At 72.9% G+C, this 15,496-nt stretch carries 15 protein-coding genes; 10 read left to right on the forward strand and 5 right to left on the reverse strand.

The window, feature by feature from the left end:
• Window positions 1–39: 39 nt before the first annotated feature.
• Window positions 40–1,320, reverse strand: coding sequence for a M6 family metalloprotease domain-containing protein (locus tag ACIQUR_RS06105; protein ID WP_403659014.1), 1,281 nt, complete (start codon window positions 1,318–1,320; stop codon window positions 40–42).
• 352 nt (window positions 1,321–1,672) lie between these two features.
• Here ACIQUR_RS06105 and ACIQUR_RS06110 point away from each other — a divergent pair, with 352 nt between their 5' ends.
• The 4 genes from ACIQUR_RS06110 (at window position 1,673) to ACIQUR_RS06125 (ending at window position 6,473) form a co-directional block, all read left to right on the forward strand.
• Entirely contained in the window at window positions 1,673–2,344 is a 672-nt protein-coding gene (locus ACIQUR_RS06110; RefSeq protein ID WP_403659826.1) for a TetR/AcrR family transcriptional regulator, read from the forward strand.
• 111 nt (window positions 2,345–2,455) lie between these two features.
• Window positions 2,456–4,003 carry an MFS transporter gene (locus ACIQUR_RS06115; protein ID WP_403659017.1) on the forward strand — a complete coding sequence of 516 codons (1,548 nt, stop codon included), beginning with the start codon at window positions 2,456–2,458 and terminating at the stop codon, window positions 4,001–4,003.
• Window positions 4,004–4,182: 179 nt separating this feature from the next.
• Complete coding sequence (locus tag ACIQUR_RS06120; RefSeq protein ID WP_403659020.1) at window positions 4,183–4,971, forward strand: dioxygenase; 789 nt, start codon at window positions 4,183–4,185, stop codon at window positions 4,969–4,971.
• Window positions 4,972–5,471: 500 nt separating this feature from the next.
• Window positions 5,472–6,473: an RNA polymerase sigma factor RpoD/SigA gene (locus ACIQUR_RS06125; protein WP_403659023.1), complete on the forward strand. Its 1,002-nt coding sequence runs from the start codon at window positions 5,472–5,474 to the stop codon at window positions 6,471–6,473.
• 32 nt (window positions 6,474–6,505) lie between these two features.
• Here the strand turns inward: ACIQUR_RS06125 and ACIQUR_RS06130 are convergent, their stop codons facing one another.
• Window positions 6,506–7,522, reverse strand: a complete 1,017-nt coding sequence (locus ACIQUR_RS06130) for a helix-turn-helix transcriptional regulator (protein ID WP_403659026.1) — start codon at window positions 7,520–7,522, stop codon at window positions 6,506–6,508.
• Between the two features lie 74 nt (window positions 7,523–7,596).
• Here ACIQUR_RS06130 and ACIQUR_RS06135 point away from each other — a divergent pair, with 74 nt between their 5' ends.
• The 3 genes from ACIQUR_RS06135 to pfkB all read left to right on the forward strand — a co-directional run bounded on the left by ACIQUR_RS06135 (window position 7,597) and on the right by pfkB (window position 11,009).
• Window positions 7,597–9,153 carry an MFS transporter gene (locus tag ACIQUR_RS06135; RefSeq protein ID WP_403659829.1) on the forward strand — a complete coding sequence of 519 codons (1,557 nt, stop codon included), beginning with the start codon at window positions 7,597–7,599 and terminating at the stop codon, window positions 9,151–9,153.
• Between the two features lie 153 nt (window positions 9,154–9,306).
• Window positions 9,307–10,068 (forward strand): DeoR/GlpR family DNA-binding transcription regulator, encoded by a 762-nt coding sequence (locus tag ACIQUR_RS06140; RefSeq protein WP_403659029.1) that lies wholly within the window; start codon window positions 9,307–9,309, stop codon window positions 10,066–10,068.
• Complete coding sequence (pfkB, locus tag ACIQUR_RS06145; RefSeq protein ID WP_403659032.1) at window positions 10,065–11,009, forward strand: 1-phosphofructokinase; 945 nt, start codon at window positions 10,065–10,067, stop codon at window positions 11,007–11,009. Before ACIQUR_RS06140 ends, pfkB begins: the two co-directional genes overlap by 4 nt.
• Before the next feature lie 101 nt (window positions 11,010–11,110).
• Here the strand turns inward: pfkB and ACIQUR_RS06150 are convergent, their stop codons facing one another.
• Window positions 11,111–11,881 carry a DUF6227 family protein gene (locus tag ACIQUR_RS06150; protein ID WP_403659034.1) on the reverse strand — a complete coding sequence of 257 codons (771 nt, stop codon included), beginning with the start codon at window positions 11,879–11,881 and terminating at the stop codon, window positions 11,111–11,113.
• 197 nt (window positions 11,882–12,078) lie between these two features.
• Complete coding sequence (locus ACIQUR_RS06155; RefSeq protein WP_403659037.1) at window positions 12,079–13,116, reverse strand: P1 family peptidase; 1,038 nt, start codon at window positions 13,114–13,116, stop codon at window positions 12,079–12,081.
• 78 nt (window positions 13,117–13,194) lie between these two features.
• On the opposite strand from ACIQUR_RS06155, the gene ACIQUR_RS06160 reads away from it, so the two are divergent.
• Entirely contained in the window at window positions 13,195–13,851 is a 657-nt protein-coding gene (locus tag ACIQUR_RS06160) for a vitamin K epoxide reductase family protein (protein WP_403659040.1), read from the forward strand.
• 97 nt (window positions 13,852–13,948) lie between these two features.
• Here the strand turns inward: ACIQUR_RS06160 and ACIQUR_RS06165 are convergent, their stop codons facing one another.
• The gene (locus ACIQUR_RS06165) at window positions 13,949–14,359 is read right to left on the reverse strand and encodes a rodlin (protein ID WP_403659042.1); all 411 of its coding nucleotides are present in this window, start codon (window positions 14,357–14,359) and stop codon (window positions 13,949–13,951) included.
• 181 nt (window positions 14,360–14,540) lie between these two features.
• Here ACIQUR_RS06165 and ACIQUR_RS06170 point away from each other — a divergent pair, with 181 nt between their 5' ends.
• A complete protein-coding gene (locus ACIQUR_RS06170) occupies window positions 14,541–15,017 on the forward strand; it encodes a hypothetical protein (RefSeq protein WP_403659045.1) in 477 nt (158 codons plus the stop codon).
• A 122-nt stretch (window positions 15,018–15,139) separates the two neighbouring features.
• Window positions 15,140–15,379, forward strand: coding sequence for a chaplin (locus ACIQUR_RS06175; protein ID WP_403659048.1), 240 nt, complete (start codon window positions 15,140–15,142; stop codon window positions 15,377–15,379).
• Window positions 15,380–15,496 lie beyond the last annotated feature (117 nt).

A 15,496-nucleotide genomic window follows, 5' to 3' on the forward strand; every position in this document is an offset into this window, starting at 1 on the left:
CCCGGCGGCACCCCGCCGCCACCCGCCGGGGCGGGCAGCTCACGGCCGCGTCACGCGCACCTGGTAGGCCCCGGTGCGGAGCTGGCCGACCACCGAGATCGAGATGCCGGCCTCGTCGTCCGTGAAGGTCTCGCCCGGCGAGAACGGCGCGTCCGACAGCTCCGCGTGGACGTTCGGGCGGCGCGTGCAGCCGCCGCTGTCGCGGGTGCTGTCCGAGACCGTCACCGGCCCGCGCCCCGTGTCCACGTCCGAGTCCACCTTGTAGATCAGTACGCCCGGCTTGCAGACCGCCTCGTCGTTCCCGGCCCGCGTCCGCACCTCCACCGCGTACCCCGCCGACTCCGAGGTCGGCACGAAGGCCAGTTTCGTGCCGCCCGCCACCGCCAGCGGCGACAGGACGTGGTCGCTCGTCCCCGCCTTCGAGGCGCAGCTGATCTGTGACGCGTCCAGCCAGCCCAGCTTCCACTTGTGCCAGCCCAGCAGGTCGTTGTTGGCGCCCCAGTCCTCGGACATGATGTCCCAGTGCCCGACGGCCCCGCCGCCGTCCGCGGTGTAGAGGTCGGGCAGCCCGAAGACGTGGCCGTTCTCGTGGGGCAGCACGCGGTAGCCGGTCTCGCGGTACGAGCCCGAGCCGTCGTCCTGGCGGCTGTAGACGAACGAGGTGTTCGCGAGCGGCACCCCGTCCGCCACCGGCGCGTCGGTGTTCCCGGAGAAGGTCACCGACAGCACGGTGTCCAGCGCCGAGGGCCCCGCGTTCGGCGTGACCAGGATGTTGACCAGGTCGTACCTGCTGAAGTCCACCTCGTCGTCCGCCGCCGCCACGATGTGCTGCACCAGCTGCCGGTAACCCGGCTCGTAGGGGGCGCCGCGCTCGATCCCGTACGAGGCGAACGGCATCGGCATCCGCAGCCACTCCCGCAGCGGCGCCTCGGGCCGGTAGCTGAGCCGTCCGTACGAGCTGGTGCGGAACCAGTCCGAGGTCTGCGGGAAGAATTCGGCGAGCCGGTCCGCCGCCGTTCCCTCGCCCTTGGCGTCGGGGAAGTCGACCATCAGGTTCAGCGCCCGCACCTCGCCCGTGGAGCGCGAGTACCCCGGCGGCGTGGGCAGTCCTTCGGACATCTGGACGCCCATCGAGCCGGAGATCCGGCAGGGCGCGAGGGTCGCCGCCTCGTTCGCGGCGGCCACGGGCCCCGGGGACGAGTGGCCGTGCTCGGAGATGCCGGTGCTCGCGGTTGCGGTGACGCCGAGCGCCAGTGCGGTGAGACCGATGTACGCACTGGTGCGGCGGTGTCTGCATATGCGGTGCCGGATCTGCGCCATGCCGTCGCCCTCGTGCCTCGTCGGCCGCCCGGCCCGTCCCGGATGGCGCCTGTGCGATCACCCTCTGCCGACGCTCGCGAGCCCGCTCGCCGGAGGCGTCCGAACGTGGGGTGGGGTGTGACTCAGGTCACACCGGCGAGTGAAATAAGCGGGGACTCCCTCCCCGTTTGCATGACTGTCGCCGAAGCGGGGAGTCGTTCCCCGGTTCGCTCCCGGGTTCGTTCCCCGGATCGTGCGCCGCGGGAGCGGCGGGAAGAGCCGGAGGGGCAGCAAGCGGCAACGAGCGGCAACGAGCGACAACGGACGACGAGTGACCAGCGAGGAGGACGCCGTGCAGGCGCCAGTGACGGACATCGGCAGTACGGGCAGGGCGGGTCGGCCCTCGCGCGTCCCCCGCCCCCGCGCCGACGCCCTGCGCAACCGCGAGCGCATCCTGGTCGCCGCCCGCGAGGTCTTCGTGGAGCACGGGTCCGACGCCCCGTTGGACGAGATCGCCCGCCGGGCCGGCATCGGCAACGCCACGCTCTACCGCCACTTCCCCGACCGGAAGCTCCTCGTCCACCACGTCGTCCTGTACGTCATGGACCGGGTCGCCGACCTGGTCGAGACCGCCCGCACCGAGGAGCCCGACGCCTTCGCCGCGCTCCGGCGCTTCGTCCACTCGGCCGCCGACGAGCGGATCGGCGCCCTGTGCCCGATGCTCTCCGACGGCTTCGACCGCGAGCACCCCGAGCTCCTCGCCGCCCGCGACCGCCTGGAGGGCGCGGTCGAGCGGGTGATGGCCGAGGGCCGGGACGCCGGACTGCTGCGCACGGACGTGGCCGTCGGCGACCTGATGGTGGCCCTCTCCCAGCTCAGCCGCCCGCTGCCGGGCACGGGCTGCGTGTCGTTCGACCGCTACGTCCACCGTCACCTGCAGATCTTCCTCGACGGACTGCGCGCGCCGGCCCGCTCGGAACTGCCGGGCATGGCGGCCACGCTCGACGACCTGAGGTGCGAGACGACCCGAGGCGAGTCCGTATGACGCCGACCCCCTAGCGGCTGGTCACCGGTCCGACCGCCACCGAGCCCGAGCTCTCGGACTTTCCTTTTTTCCCAGGTTTTTCCTGATCCGCATCACGAAGTGGGTACCCCCATGTCCAAAACAGCCCCGTCCCCGGCCCCCGGCGGCCTCCCGCAGGCCGACCCGAGCCGCTGGAAGGCGCTCGTCTTCATCGCGCTCGCCCAGCTGATGGTCGTGCTCGACGCGACGATCGTGAACATCGCGCTCCCCTCCGCCCAGCAGGACCTCGGCATCTCCGACGCCAACCGGCAGTGGGTCATCACCGCGTACGCCCTGGCCTTCGGCGGTCTGCTGCTGTTCGGCGGCCGCATCTCCGACCTGTGGGGCCGCAAGCGCACCTTCGTCACCGGCCTGATCGGCTTCGCCGCGGCCTCCGCGCTCGGCGGCGCGGCCACCGGTGAGGCCATGATGCTCGGCGCCCGCGCGCTCCAGGGCGCCTTCGGCGCGCTGCTCGCGCCCGCCGCGCTCTCCCTCCTCGCGGTGATGTTCACCGACGCCAAGGAGCGCGCCAAGGCGTTCGGCATCTACGGCGCGATCGCCGGCGGTGGCGGCGCCGTGGGCCTGATCCTCGGCGGCTTCCTCACCGAGTACCTCAACTGGCGCTGGACCTTCTTCGTCAACATCCCCTTCGCGATCGTGGCCGCCGTCGGCGCGTACTTCGTGATCCACGAGCCCAAGGGCGGCCGCAACCGCGCGTCGCTCGACATCCCGGGCGTGGTCCTCTCCACCCTCGGCCTGGTCTCCCTGGTGTACGGCTTCACCCGCGCCGAGTCCGCGGGCTGGACGGACGGCCTGACGCTGGGCCTGTTCGTGGCCTCCGCCGTCCTGCTGGCCGCGTTCGTCTTCACCGAGGCCAAGGTCCGCTCGCCGCTGCTGCCGCTGCGCGTGCTGACCGAGCGCAACCGCGGTGGCGTGTACCTCTCCCTCGGCCTCGCCGTCATCGCGATGTTCGGGCTCTTCCTCTTCCTGACGTACTACCTCCAGGTCGTGAAGGGCTACTCCCCGGTCAAGACCGGCTTCGCCTTCCTGCCGATGATCGCGGGCATGATCACGGGCTCGACGCAGATCGGCGCCCGGCTGATGACCCGGGTCGCCCCGCGCCTGCTGATGGGGCCGGGCTTCCTGACCGCCGCCGTGGGCATGCTGCTGCTGACCCAGCTGGAGGTCGGCTCCTCCTACCCGGCGCTGATCCTGCCGGCGCAGCTGCTGCTGGGCCTCGGCATGGGCATGGCCTTCATGCCGGCCATGTCGCTGGCCACCCACGGGGTCGCCCCGGTCGACGCCGGTGTCGCCTCCGCGATGGTCAACACCTCGCAGCAGGTCGGCGGCGCGATCGGCACGGCGCTGCTGAACACCATCGCGGCCTCCGCGACCACCGACTACCTGGTCTCGCACGCGGCCGAGGCGGCGGGCGGCAAGCAGGCCGCCCTGGCGCTCCAGGCCGAGGCCATGGTGCACGGCTACTCCAGTGCCATCTGGTGGGCCGTGGGCATCCTCGTGGCCTCCGCGGCCATCGCCTTCACCATGGTCAACACGGGTCGGCCGGGTGCCGCCGGCGCGGTGGCCGGCTCGGGAGCGGCCGAGGGCTCCGAGCCGCAGGTGCCGGTGATCGCCCACTGACCGGGCGGCATCGCGACTGAAGCCCTCCGGGCACGGGTACCCCTTGACCCGTCCGCCCCGGCCACACCTGACGGTGGCCGGGGCGGACGGCTGTCCGGACCTCCGGTGCCCCACCCGCACCATATTCAAATTCAAACTATCTTCTTCAAATTTGAACTAAATGGGTCTACCCTGGTCCCATGACCACCGCCCCGGAACGCATGCCCGCCCTCTACCTCAGCCACGGCGCCCCGCCCCTGGCCGACGACCCGGTCTGGCCGGGCCAGCTCGCCGCCTGGTCCGCGGACCTGCCGCGCCCCCGCGCGATCCTGATGGTCTCCGCCCACTGGGAGGAGGCGCCCCTCGCGCTGGGCGCCACCGAGACCGTCCCGCTCGTCTACGACTTCTGGGGCTTCCCCGAGCACTACTACCGGGTCCGGTACGACGCCCCGGGCGCCCCCGAGCTCGCGGAGGCCGTCCGGAAGCTGCTGCGGGCCCCGGGCACCCCCGTACAGGACATCCCGGACCGGGGCCTCGACCACGGCGCGTACGTCCCGCTCGTCGAGATGTTCCCGGAGGCGGACGTCCCCGTACTCCAGATCTCCCTGCCCACCCTGGACCCGCGCGCCCTCATGGAGACCGGCCGCAAGCTCGCGCCGCTCCGCGACGAGGGCGTCCTGATCGTCGGCAGCGGCTTCTTCACCCACAACCTGGCCGCGCTGCGCCACTCGGGCCCCGGGGTGCCGGCCTGGTCGGCGGAGTTCGACAGCTGGGGCCACGAGGCGCTGGCCGCCGGGGACGTGGACGCACTGCTGGACTTCGAGCACAAGTCCCCGTCCGGCCGCCTGGCCCACCCGCGTACGGAGCACTTCGCCCCGCTCTTCGTCACCCTCGGCGCGGCCGACGCCGCCGGCGACCTGACGGCGCGCCGCGACGTCATCGACGGCTTCTGGATGGGCCTGGCGAAGCGGTCCGTGCAGTTCGGCTGAGGTTCCCCAGCCGACTGCGTTCCGCGGCGGACCCGTGATCTCGGGGGTGAGGGCGAAGCCTTCGGCAGGGCCTTCGGGAACGACGACTCCGCGCCCGTACTCGACGGGTGGTGGGGCCGATCCGGGGGTACACGCAGGCAACCAGGACGGGGTTCCGGCCGTCTTCAGGGGTGTGGGAGCTGGTGCCGGACGGAGATCCGGGCCGCGTCACGTGTGACGGCCGTCTCACCGGAGCGGGATCGCGAGGGTCCGTGAGGGCCCACTGAACGGCCTCGGCGCCCGGTCTGACCTGCGCCTCTTCGCGATCTGGCGGCACCCGGCCCCCTGTGGCGGCGGGGCAGGATACTGCAAGATCTCGAAAATGGGGACGCGGCGTGGGAATTCTGTCCCGATTCCGGTCGTTGTTTCCTTCGGATGCAGGGCACTCGGGAGAGTGTCGGGGCACCCGGACAGAGCCGCACCAGCCGCACCGCGACCGAACTCATCGCAAGGGAGCACGCATGGCAACCCGCGCCGTCGCCCGTCGTCAGTCCGACACGGCCAACACCGTTCGCGCCGTCAGCGGGGAGATCGCCGACCGCGACCTGGTCGGCATGTACCTGGACGAGATCGCGCGCACCCCGCTGCTCGACGCCGCCAAGGAAGTGGAGCTCTCCCAGATCATCGAGGCGGGCGTGTACGCCCGGCAGATCCTCGACGAGGACGCGGAGGGCGCGGAGGAGGCGGGCGGCGCAGCCGCAGGCGCCTCCCGCGAGGAGCTCCAGGCGCTGGCGGACGCCGGCGAGCGGGCCAAGGAAGTCTTCATCCGGTCCAACCTCCGCCTGGTCGTCGCCGTCGCGCGCCGCTACCCGCGCAGCGGGCTGCCGCTGCTCGACCTGATCCAGGAGGGCAACGCGGGCCTGGTGCGGGCGGTGGAGAAGTTCGACTACACCAAGGGCTTCAAGTTCTCCACGTACGCGACCTGGTGGATCCGCCAGGCGATCACCCGCTCCATCGCGGACCAGTCCCGCACGATCCGCCTCCCCGTCCACCTGGTCGAGGAGCTGGGCCGGATCCGCCGCGTCCAGCGCGAGTTCAACCGCGAGAAGGGCCGCGACCCGGAGCACGCTGAGATCGCGGCCGAGCTGGGCTCGACCGAGCAGCGCGTGGGCGACGTACTGGACTGGGCGCGTGACCCGGTCAGCCTGAACATGTCCGTCGACGACGACGGCGAGACCCAGTTCGGCGACCTGCTGGAGGACCAGTCGGCGATCTCCCCGGAGCAGTCCGTGCTGGCACTGCTGCGGAGCGAGGAGCTGGAGGACCTCATCGGCAAGCTCGACCAGCGCACCGCGTCGATCATCAAGATGCGTTACGGCATCGACGACGGCCGGGAGCGTACCCTGACAGAAGTGGGCAAGCAGCACGGACTGACCCGCGAGCGGATCCGGCAGATCGAGAAGCACGCCCTGCTGGAGCTGAAGAAGATGGCCCGGGACACGGGCTTCGACGCCGCCGCCTAGCGCGGCCGGCGTCCCCCCTGCCGCCCCGGCACCTATCCCCCCCAGGTGCCGGGGCTCTCCCGTTCCCGGACCCCGTACGCGTCCCCGCCGGCCCCCGCCGCCAGCCGCGCCCCCAGCGCCCCCGCCGCCGCCACCAGCGCCTGCGGCGAGTGGATCGTGAAGGGCAGGCCGGTCAGCGCGAGGCGGACCGCCACCCAGTCCAGCGTCTCCGAGGTCTCGAACCGCAGCCGGGAGCCGGTGCCCGCGGGGCCCGGTTCCGGTACGCCCACCCAGGCCGGCGTCACCGCGGCCACCTCCTCGACCGTGGCCGCGAAGGAGACGTCCACCCGGTACGCGGGGGCCTGCCGCCCCCGTACCGCCTGGGCCACGAACGCCAGCACGTCCCCCATCGGCAGCTCCCGCGGGGTGAACCGGGCCCCGGTCGCGAAGGGCTCGCTCACCCGGTCCACCCGGAAGGTCCGCCAGTCCGACCGGTCCAGGTCGTAGGCGGCCAGGTACCACCGGCGCCCCGTGGACACCAGCCGGTACGGCTCCACCAGCCGCTTCGACACCGCCCCGTCCCCGGCCCGGTACGCGAAGCGCAGCCGCTCCTGTGCCGTGGCCGCACCCGCGATCGCGGTCAGGGTGTGCGGATCGATGCTCGCCCCGTCGCCCCGGGTCAGCGGCACGGTCGCGGCCTGGAGGGTGCCGACCCGGTGCCGGAGCCGCGCCGGCAGCACCTGCTCCAGCTTGGCCAGGGCCCGTACGGACGCCTCCTCGACGCCCTCGATGGCGTGCCCGGCCCCCGCCCGCAGCCCCACCGCGATGGCCACCGCCTCCTCGTCGTCGAGGACCAGCGGCGGCAGCGCGGCCCCGGCCACCAGCCGGTACCCGCCCTCGGCGCCGAGGGTGGCCTCGACCGGGTACCCCAGGGCGCGCAGCCGGTCCACGTCGCGGCGGATCGTCCGGGAGCTGACCCCGAGCCGCTCCGCGAGCTCGCGGCCGGGCCATTCGCGGGGGGTCTGCAACAGCGAGAGCAACGTCAGCAGGCGTGCCGGTGTATCGGTCATGGAATCCAGGTTCCCCGGGAAATAGGACACGATCTGTCCTACTCGCAGTCTACGGTTCCCCCATGAGCACCGAGATGAAGAAGACGCCCCAGGCGGGGGCGGAACCCGAGAACATAGCCGGCGACGCCGGCGACCGCCGGCGCTGGTTCGCGCTGGCCATCGTCATGACCGCGGCCTTCATGGACCTGGTCGACGTCACGATCGTCAACATCGCGCTGCCCAGCATGAAGACGGAGTTCGGCGCGTCCGACACCGCGATCCAGTGGATCACGGCCGGATACGCCCTCGCCTTCGCCGCCGGGCTGATCACCGGTGGCCGTCTCGGTGACATCTACGGCCGCAAGCGGCTGTTCCTCGTCGGCATCGCGGGCTTCACCGCCGCCTCCGCGCTCTGCGGCTTCGCGGCCAGCCCCGAGATGCTCGTCGCCTCCCGGATCCTCCAGGGCGGCATGGCGGCCCTGATGGTCCCGCAGGTGCTCGCGATCATCCACGTCACCTTCCCGCCGCACGAGCGCGGCAAGGTCTTCGGCATGTTCGGCGCGATCGTGGGCCTCGGTGCCGTCTCCGGCCCGATGCTCGGCGCGCTGCTCACCGAGTGGAACCTCTTCGGCCTCGAATGGCGCCCGATCTTCCTGATCAACCTGCCCGTCGGCATCGCCGGTCTGCTCCTGGGCTACCGCTTCATCACCGAGTCCAAGGCCCCCAAGGCGCTGCGGCTCGACCTGGTCGGCGTCGTGCTGGTCACCCTCGGCCTGGTCATGCTGATCTACCCCCTCACGCACGGCCGCGAGGCGGACTGGCCGCTGTGGGGCTTCATCTCGATGGGCGCCACGCCCTTCGTCTTCGCCGCCTTCATCGCGTACGAGCGGTACAAGACCAGGAAGGACGGCTCCCCGCTGGTGGAGCTCTCCCTCTTCAGGATCAAGAGCTTCGCGGGCGGCATCGCGGTCCAGCTGACCTTCGGCATCGCGCTCGGCATCTTCTTCCTCTGCTGGACCCTCTACATGCAGATCGGCCTGGGCTGGACCCCGCTGCACGCCGGCGTCACGGGCATCCCCTTCTCCCTGGCCGTCTCGGTGGCCGCGGGCATCTCCGTACAGAAGCTGGTCCCGCGGTTCGGCCGCAAGGTGCTCCAGGCGGGCGCGCTGATCATGGCGGCCGGCATCCTGATCTACATCTGGGAGGCCAACCGCTACGGCCTGGCCATCCACTCCTGGCAGATGGCGCTCCCGCTGGTCGTCATGGGCCTGGGCATGGGCCTGATCGTCGCCCCGCTGACGGACGCCGTGCTCGCCGACGTGCCGCGTGAGCACGCCGGCTCCGCCTCCGGCCTGATCAACACCATGGGCCAGGTGGGCAACGCGCTCGGCCTCGCCCTGGTCTCGGTGGTCTTCTTCACCGTCATCGACGACAAGCTGCCCGAGGTCGGCCCGGGCACGGCGTTCGTCGAGGGCTACCAGACCGCCCTCTGGTACGTGCTGGGCGTCTTGGCCCTGATCTTCGCGGTCATGTTCCTGCTGCCGCCGCGGCAGAAGCAGGGCATCGGCCACGAGGCCGAGGCCGGCGCGCTCGACGCCGGCATCGAGGACACCGCCGGTACCGGCGAGCCGGTCAAGGTTCCCGCCGGCTGAGCGTGACGCACGCCCGGCCGGTCCGCCGTGCCCCACGGACACACCCGCCCCACACGGGAGCGGGTGTGTCCGTTTCGTTTGTTCTGCCCCCTGTGTGCGGGTAGCCTGAACTCGAATCCACACATCCGGGCATGAAACGGACGCAAAACCCCCATGTACGCTCCGGAGCGTCAGCAGGAGATCCTCCGTCTCGCCCGCGCGGCGGGCCGGGTGGACGTGCTCTCCCTGGCCGAGGAGTTCCAGGTCACCGCCGAGACCGTACGCCGCGACCTCAAGGCCCTCGACCGGGCCGGCCTCGTCCGCCGCGTCCACGGCGGCGCCATCCCCGCCGGCCGCCTCGACTTCGAGCCGGACCTCACCGAGCGCGAGGCCACCGCCGCCGACGAGAAGGACCGCATCGCCCGCGCGGCCCTCGCCGAACTCCCCGACGGGGGGAGCGTCATCCTCGACGCGGGCTCCACCACCGCCCGCCTCGCCGCCGCCATCCCGGTCGACTCGGCGCTCACCGTGGTCACCCACGCCCTCCCGGTCGCCGCCCGCCTCGCCGCCCACACCGGCATCGACCTCCACCTCGTCGGCGGCCGCGTGCGCCAGCGCACCCGCGCCGCCGTCGACGCCTGGGCGCTGCGCGCGTACGCCGAGATCCGCGCCGACGTCGCCTTCCTCGCCACCAACGGCTTCAGCGTCGAACGCGGCCTGACCACCCCCGACCTCGCCGAGGCCGCCGTCAAGACCGCCGCGCTCCGCGCCGCCCGCCGCGTGGTCCTCCTCGCCGACTCCGCCAAGGCCGGCCAGGAGCACTTCGCCCGCTTCGGCGGCTTCGCGGACGTCGACCTGCTCATCACCGACGCGGGCCTGGCCCCCGCCCAACAGGCGGCCATCGAGGCCGCCGGTACGGAAGTCGCACTCGTATGATCCTGACCGTCACGCCCAACCCCTCCCTGGACCGCACCTACGAGGTCGCGGCCCTCGAACGCGGCGCCGTGCTCCGCGCGACCGCCGACCGGGTCGACCCCGGGGGCAAGGGCGTCAACGTCTCCCGCGCCGTCGCGGCGGCCGGCGGCCGTACCGTCGCCGTCCTCCCGCTCGGCGGCCCGCCCGGGACCCTCATCGCCGAACTCCTCGGTGGCCAGGGCATCGACGTGACGGCGGTGACCATCGCCGGTCAGACCCGCTCCAACATCTCCGTGGCCGAACCCGACGGCACCCTCACCAAGATCAACGCGCCCGGCCCCTCGCTCACCACCGCCGAGGCCGACCTCCTCCTCGGCACCGTCCGCCACCAGGCCGCCGACGCCGACTGGATCGCCTGCTGCGGCAGCCTGCCGGGCGGCCTGCCCGTCGGGTGGTACGCCGAACTGGTCGCCCGGGCCCACGACGCCGGCGCCCGGGTCGCCCTCGACACCGCGGGCCCCGCCCTGCTCGCCGCCCTCCCGGCCCGCCCGGACGTGGTCAAGCCCAACGCCCACGAGCTCGCCGAGGCCACCGGCCGGCAGCTCATCACGGTGGGCGACGCCGTCGCCGCCGCCCGCGAACTCCGCGACCGCGGCGCCCGGGCCGTCCTGGCCAGCCTCGGCGCCGACGGGCAGCTGCTGCTGGAGCCGGACGGCACGTACTACGGCACCGCCGCCGTCACCGCCGTCCGCAGCGACGTCGGGGCCGGCGACGCCTCCCTGGCCGGCTTCCTGCTCGCCGGCGGCCGGGGCCCCGATGCCCTCGCCTCGGCCCTCGCCCACGGGGCGGCGGCGGTCCGGCTGCCCGGCAGCGCGATGCCCACGCCCCCGGACCTGGACCCCGCGGCGGTCACCGTCACCACCGAACTCCCGCTGGAAAAGGCCCTGTCGAAGCCGGCCTGACGCACCGTCAGACCGGACGTGGCGTCAGACCGGCCCGGGCGTCAGGCGGACCGGGTGCCGGGCCGGCCCGGCCTGACACAGCCGAGCCCGGCCCCGGCCCCTCAGCGGACCCGGGCCCGCAGTTCCATCGCCCCCCGCGCCGCCTGCTCGCTCGTGTACACCTCGCACATGTGCCGCCCGTCGGGCGTCGCCGTGTGCTCGACCTCCCACAGGCTGAACTCCGTGCCGTCGAGCAGCACGAAGGCGTGCTCGTACAGCGTGAACCCGGCGTCCCGGCCGTCCGCCAGGCACTGGCGGCTCCCGAACGCCTGGGTGATCTGGTGCGCGTACGCCGACGCCAGCAGCCGCCCCACCGCCGGACCCGGCCGGTCCGGGTTCTCCGCGCGCCGCAGCACCCGGCGCGCGTGGTCCGCGGACTCGTCCACCGCGTACATCCGGCGCTGCCGCGGCAGGCTGGGCCGGGCGAACAGCGCCCCGAGCACCGCGAGGTCGTCCTCCGCGTCGTCCGGCGCGTCCGGGTCCTCCGGCACCGCCGCCGGCGCGTCGAACTGCTCGCCGAACAGGCGGTTCGTGGCCAGGGCGAGCTCCGCCTTGCTGTCGAAGACCTCGTGCTCCGTCCTGTTCGTGCCCGGCGCCCGGTACGCCAGCTCCCACAGGCACACCGCCGCGCCGTCGGACAGGAGGTAGGTGTGCCGGAAGGTCTCGCGGTGCAGCCCGGTCACCGAGCTGTGGTGCGAGGAGTACAGGGCGGAGCTGTGGGCGAGCGCCGTACCGAGGCGCTCGACCAGCTGGTCGGGCAGGTCGTAGGAGTTGAGGGCGCGGCCGAGGAGTCGCTCGAGGTGCGCCTCGGTTGTCTCGTACGGATCGCTCAAGGTGGGTCTCCAGGCCGTCGCAGCTTGTCACTTCACGGACGCTCAACGTAGCCCCTGGGTCCGACATCGCGCCCGGGTTATGGAAAGACGTACGGCATCCGCGGCAGGTTCCCGGGGGTCGGCCCGATCCGCACCCCGTCACCCCGGCGTCCCCCGGGGGCCCGGCCGGGCACCGGACCCCCGCAACCCGCGGCAGGTCAGTACAGGTCGCGGTACGAGGGGAACACGCCTCCGGGGCCGTCCACGCCCTCCGCGTGCAGCACCGCCCGCACCACCGCCCGCGTGACCGCGTCCGCGCCGGCCGCCAGCACCGCGTTGAACCCCTCCACGTCCGGCACCTCCCGCTCGCCCGCGGACAGCGCGAAGACCGTGTCCCCGTCGTTCATCAGGTGGACCGGCCGCACCGCCCGCGCCAGCCCGTCGTGCGAGGTGCCCGCCAGCTTCCGCGCCTGCGCCTTGGTCAGCGCCGCGTCCGTGCCGACCACGGCCAGGGTGGTGTTGAGCGGCGGCCGTACGTAGCCGGCGGTGCGCTCGGCGGTCGCCGCCTCCGCGGCCGCCAGCCGCTCCAGCGCCGCCTCGTGCACGGGGTCCGCCGGGTACGCGATCCTGCCCTCCAGCATCCGCCCGTACAGCACCCCCGTGAGCGGGTCCACGACCGAGCCCGCCGCGTTCACGACCACCAACGCGCCCACGGTCACCCCGGAGTCCAGCAGCACGCTCGCCGTGCCCACCCCGCCCCTGAGGCCGCCGGCCACGGCGCCGGTCCCCGCCCCCACCGAGCCCTGCGCCACCGGTGAACCGGGCTCCGAGGCCGCCGCGGCCTCCACCGCCGCCCGCCCCACCGCCGCGTCCGGCCGGGCCCGCCAGTCGCCGCCGCGCCCGAGGTCGAAGAGCGCCGCGGCCGGCACCACGGGCACCACCTGCGCGGGGTCGGCCCCGACCCGGACCCCGCGGCCCCGTTCCTCCAGCCAGGCCATCACCCCCGACACGGCGTCGAGCCCGTACGCACTCCCGCCGGTCAGCACCACCGCGTCGACCCGGGAGACCAGGTTGAGCGGGTCCAGCGCGTCGGTCTCCTTGGTGCCGGGGCCACCCCCGCGCACGTCCACCGCGGCCACGGCGCCGCCCTCGGGCGCGAGCACCACGGTGGTGCCGGTCAGGGCACCGTCCCCGGGCAGCCGCGCGTGCCCCACCCGCAGCCCGGTCACATCGGTCAGAGCGTCTACTCGGTCCATGCGTCATCAGTACCAGTTCTCGTCAACTTGCGTACCGGGACGCGACGTTGGACCGTGTCTGTCCGGGAATGCGGGATTATGGCAGGCATGGCAACGAACGTAGCGGGCGACACCATCCCCCGTCAGCAGGGGCGGTCGCACGGTCAACGAGAGTCCGAACGGCCTGGTTCCGACCGGGGAACGGCCTGGCTGCTGGCGATCACGGGCGCGACCGGCCTGCTGGCCTCCTGGGTGATCACGCTGGACAAGTTCCTCCTCCTGGAGGACCCGGACTTCACCCCCGGCTGCAGCCTCAACCCGGTGGTCTCCTGCGGCAGCGTGATGAAGAGCGACCAGGCCGCCGTCTTCGGCTTCCCCAACCCCATGCTGGGCCTGGTGACCTTCGGGGTCGTGGTCTGCGTGGGCGCGGGCCTGCTGGCCGGGGCCCGGTACCGCGGCTGGTTCTGGCTCGGCCTCAACGCCGGCCAGCTCTTCGGCGTCGGCTTCTGCTCCTGGCTGATGTTCCAGTCCCTGTACCGCATCAACGCCCTGTGCCTGTGGTGCTGTCTGGCCTGGGTGGCGACGCTCCTGATGTTCTGGGCGACCACCGCGCGCAACGTACGGACCGGGGTGCTGCCGGCACCGGCCCCGGTGCGGGCGGCCGCGGCGGAGTTCGCCTGGGTGCTGCCGGTGCTGCACGTCGGGGTGATCGGGATGCTGGTGCTGACCCGCTGGTGGGAGTTCTGGACGAGCTGACGGCGTACGCACGACGAGACCCCCGGCAGCTGGAGGCTGCCGGGGGTCTCGTCACGTCGCTCCACGGGCGTCAGCCCGGACGGAAGGAGGAGCGGGGTCAGCTGCCGACGGCACCGTTGCCGGAGAGCGCCGAGATGTCGTCCAGGATGTGCGAGAGCGGCTCGTCGCCCTTCGCCTGCGTGGAGTTCTCGGTGCACTGCTGGGTCTGCGGCGCGGACAGGACCGGGATGTCCTGGACGCCGACGTTGACCAGGGCGAGGATCGACTGGGCGTTGACCTTGGCCGGAACACCGATGCAGGGCTTGTTGAGGGTGCCCTGGACCAGGCCGAGCTGCGGGCTCATGTCGCCGTGGGTCTTCTGGTTGCCGTAGACCTGCGAGGCGCCGTTGCCGTTGAAGGTGCTGACGCCGTTGTCGTTGCCGATGGCCAGGGCCTGCGGAGCCAGGGCGGCGCCCGTGCCGATCACGGAGGCGGTGACCGCGGCAGTGGCCATAATCTTCTTGAGCATGGGATTGGTCCTTTTGTCGCACGAGTGCCCGCTAATGGAGCGTCCTGGTCAACTGCCCCTCCTGGGGGTTGGTTCCGCTGCTTCACTCAAACGGCCCGCGGGCGTTGCGCGGTGTGGACGCTGATCCCACGGTGGTCGAGGGGGGTTGTCCCGTTCTTCGCACCCCACCGAAGGAAGTTCCATGCATCCCAAGAAGGCGCCCCGCGTCCTCGTCCCGGCCGCGCTGAGCGCCGCCCTGCTGTTCGGCGCGGCCGCCCCCGCGAGCGCGCTGGTCCGCGACGACGACGCGGAGCTGCGGCAGCGCGTCGCCGCGGTCGAGTCCGTGCGCGAGGAGGTCGAGGAACGGGCCGCCGCAGCGCAGGCGGGCCCGATCGACGACCTGCTCGCGGGCCTGTCCGCCACCCTCAACGGCCTGCTCGGCTCGCTGACCGGCCTGCTGGGCGGCATCAAGCTGCCGCCCATCGAGCTGCCCAAGCTGCCGCCGCTCGAACTGCCGAAGCTCCCGCCCGTCGAGCTGCCCATCGAGCTGCCCAAGCTCCCGCCCGTCGAGCTCCCGGTGGATCCGCCGAAGCTCCCGGTGGAGCCCCCGGCCGTACCGGTGGAGCCCCCGGCGGCGCCGGTGCAACTCCCCGCGGTGCCCGACCTCAAGCTCCCGTGAGCTGACTATTGGGCTGAACAGGGTGAGTTTCCTTCCCGGCCGTGTCGTCCTGGCCGGTGCGCCGTTCCCCTCGTTGTGAGCCCCGGATCGGGGCAGATCATCGAACAGAAGGTGCACTTCCCATGAACTCTGCCAAGAAGGCCGCCCTGGTCCTGGCCACCGCCGGTCTCGCCGCGGGTGCGGCCGCCGGCTCCGCCGTCGCCGACTCCTCGGCGGAGGGCGCCGCCGTGGGCTCCCCCGGCGTTCTGTCCGGCAACCTGGTCCAGGTTCCGGTGCACGTCCCGGTCAACGTCTGCGGCAACACCGTCAACGTGATCGCCCTGCTGAACCCCGCGTTCGGCAACCACTGCATCAACGACTGACGCCCGCACCGCGTTCTCAGTGGCGGGCCCCCCGCGGGGCGGGGGGGCCCCCCGGGGTTTTACGGGGGGCCGGGGGGGGCCGCACCGCGCGGGGGGGGGTGGGGGGGGGTGGTGGGG

Source organism: Streptomyces sp. NPDC101132, assembly GCF_044759225.1.
GTDB lineage: Bacteria > Actinomycetota > Actinomycetes > Streptomycetales > Streptomycetaceae > Streptomyces.

Coding starts and splice junctions, on each gene's coding strand:
- ACIQUR_RS06155 (WP_403659037.1), bottom strand. CDS start 13,116: ATGGACCGAGTAGACGCTCTGACCGATGTGACCGGGCTGCGGGTGGGG.
- pfkB (WP_403659032.1), top strand. CDS start 10,065: ATGATCCTGACCGTCACGCCCAACCCCTCCCTGGACCGCACCTACGAG.
- ACIQUR_RS06170 (WP_403659045.1), top strand. CDS start 14,541: ATGCATCCCAAGAAGGCGCCCCGCGTCCTCGTCCCGGCCGCGCTGAGC.
- ACIQUR_RS06175 (WP_403659048.1), top strand. CDS start 15,140: ATGAACTCTGCCAAGAAGGCCGCCCTGGTCCTGGCCACCGCCGGTCTC.
- ACIQUR_RS06135 (WP_403659829.1), top strand. CDS start 7,597: ATGAAGAAGACGCCCCAGGCGGGGGCGGAACCCGAGAACATAGCCGGC.
- ACIQUR_RS06125 (WP_403659023.1), top strand. CDS start 5,472: ATGGCAACCCGCGCCGTCGCCCGTCGTCAGTCCGACACGGCCAACACC.
- ACIQUR_RS06105 (WP_403659014.1), bottom strand. CDS start 1,320: ATGGCGCAGATCCGGCACCGCATATGCAGACACCGCCGCACCAGTGCG.
- ACIQUR_RS06140 (WP_403659029.1), top strand. CDS start 9,307: ATGTACGCTCCGGAGCGTCAGCAGGAGATCCTCCGTCTCGCCCGCGCG.
- ACIQUR_RS06160 (WP_403659040.1), top strand. CDS start 13,195: ATGGCAGGCATGGCAACGAACGTAGCGGGCGACACCATCCCCCGTCAG.
- ACIQUR_RS06165 (WP_403659042.1), bottom strand. CDS start 14,359: ATGCTCAAGAAGATTATGGCCACTGCCGCGGTCACCGCCTCCGTGATC.
- ACIQUR_RS06130 (WP_403659026.1), bottom strand. CDS start 7,522: ATGACCGATACACCGGCACGCCTGCTGACGTTGCTCTCGCTGTTGCAG.
- ACIQUR_RS06115 (WP_403659017.1), top strand. CDS start 2,456: ATGTCCAAAACAGCCCCGTCCCCGGCCCCCGGCGGCCTCCCGCAGGCC.
- ACIQUR_RS06120 (WP_403659020.1), top strand. CDS start 4,183: ATGACCACCGCCCCGGAACGCATGCCCGCCCTCTACCTCAGCCACGGC.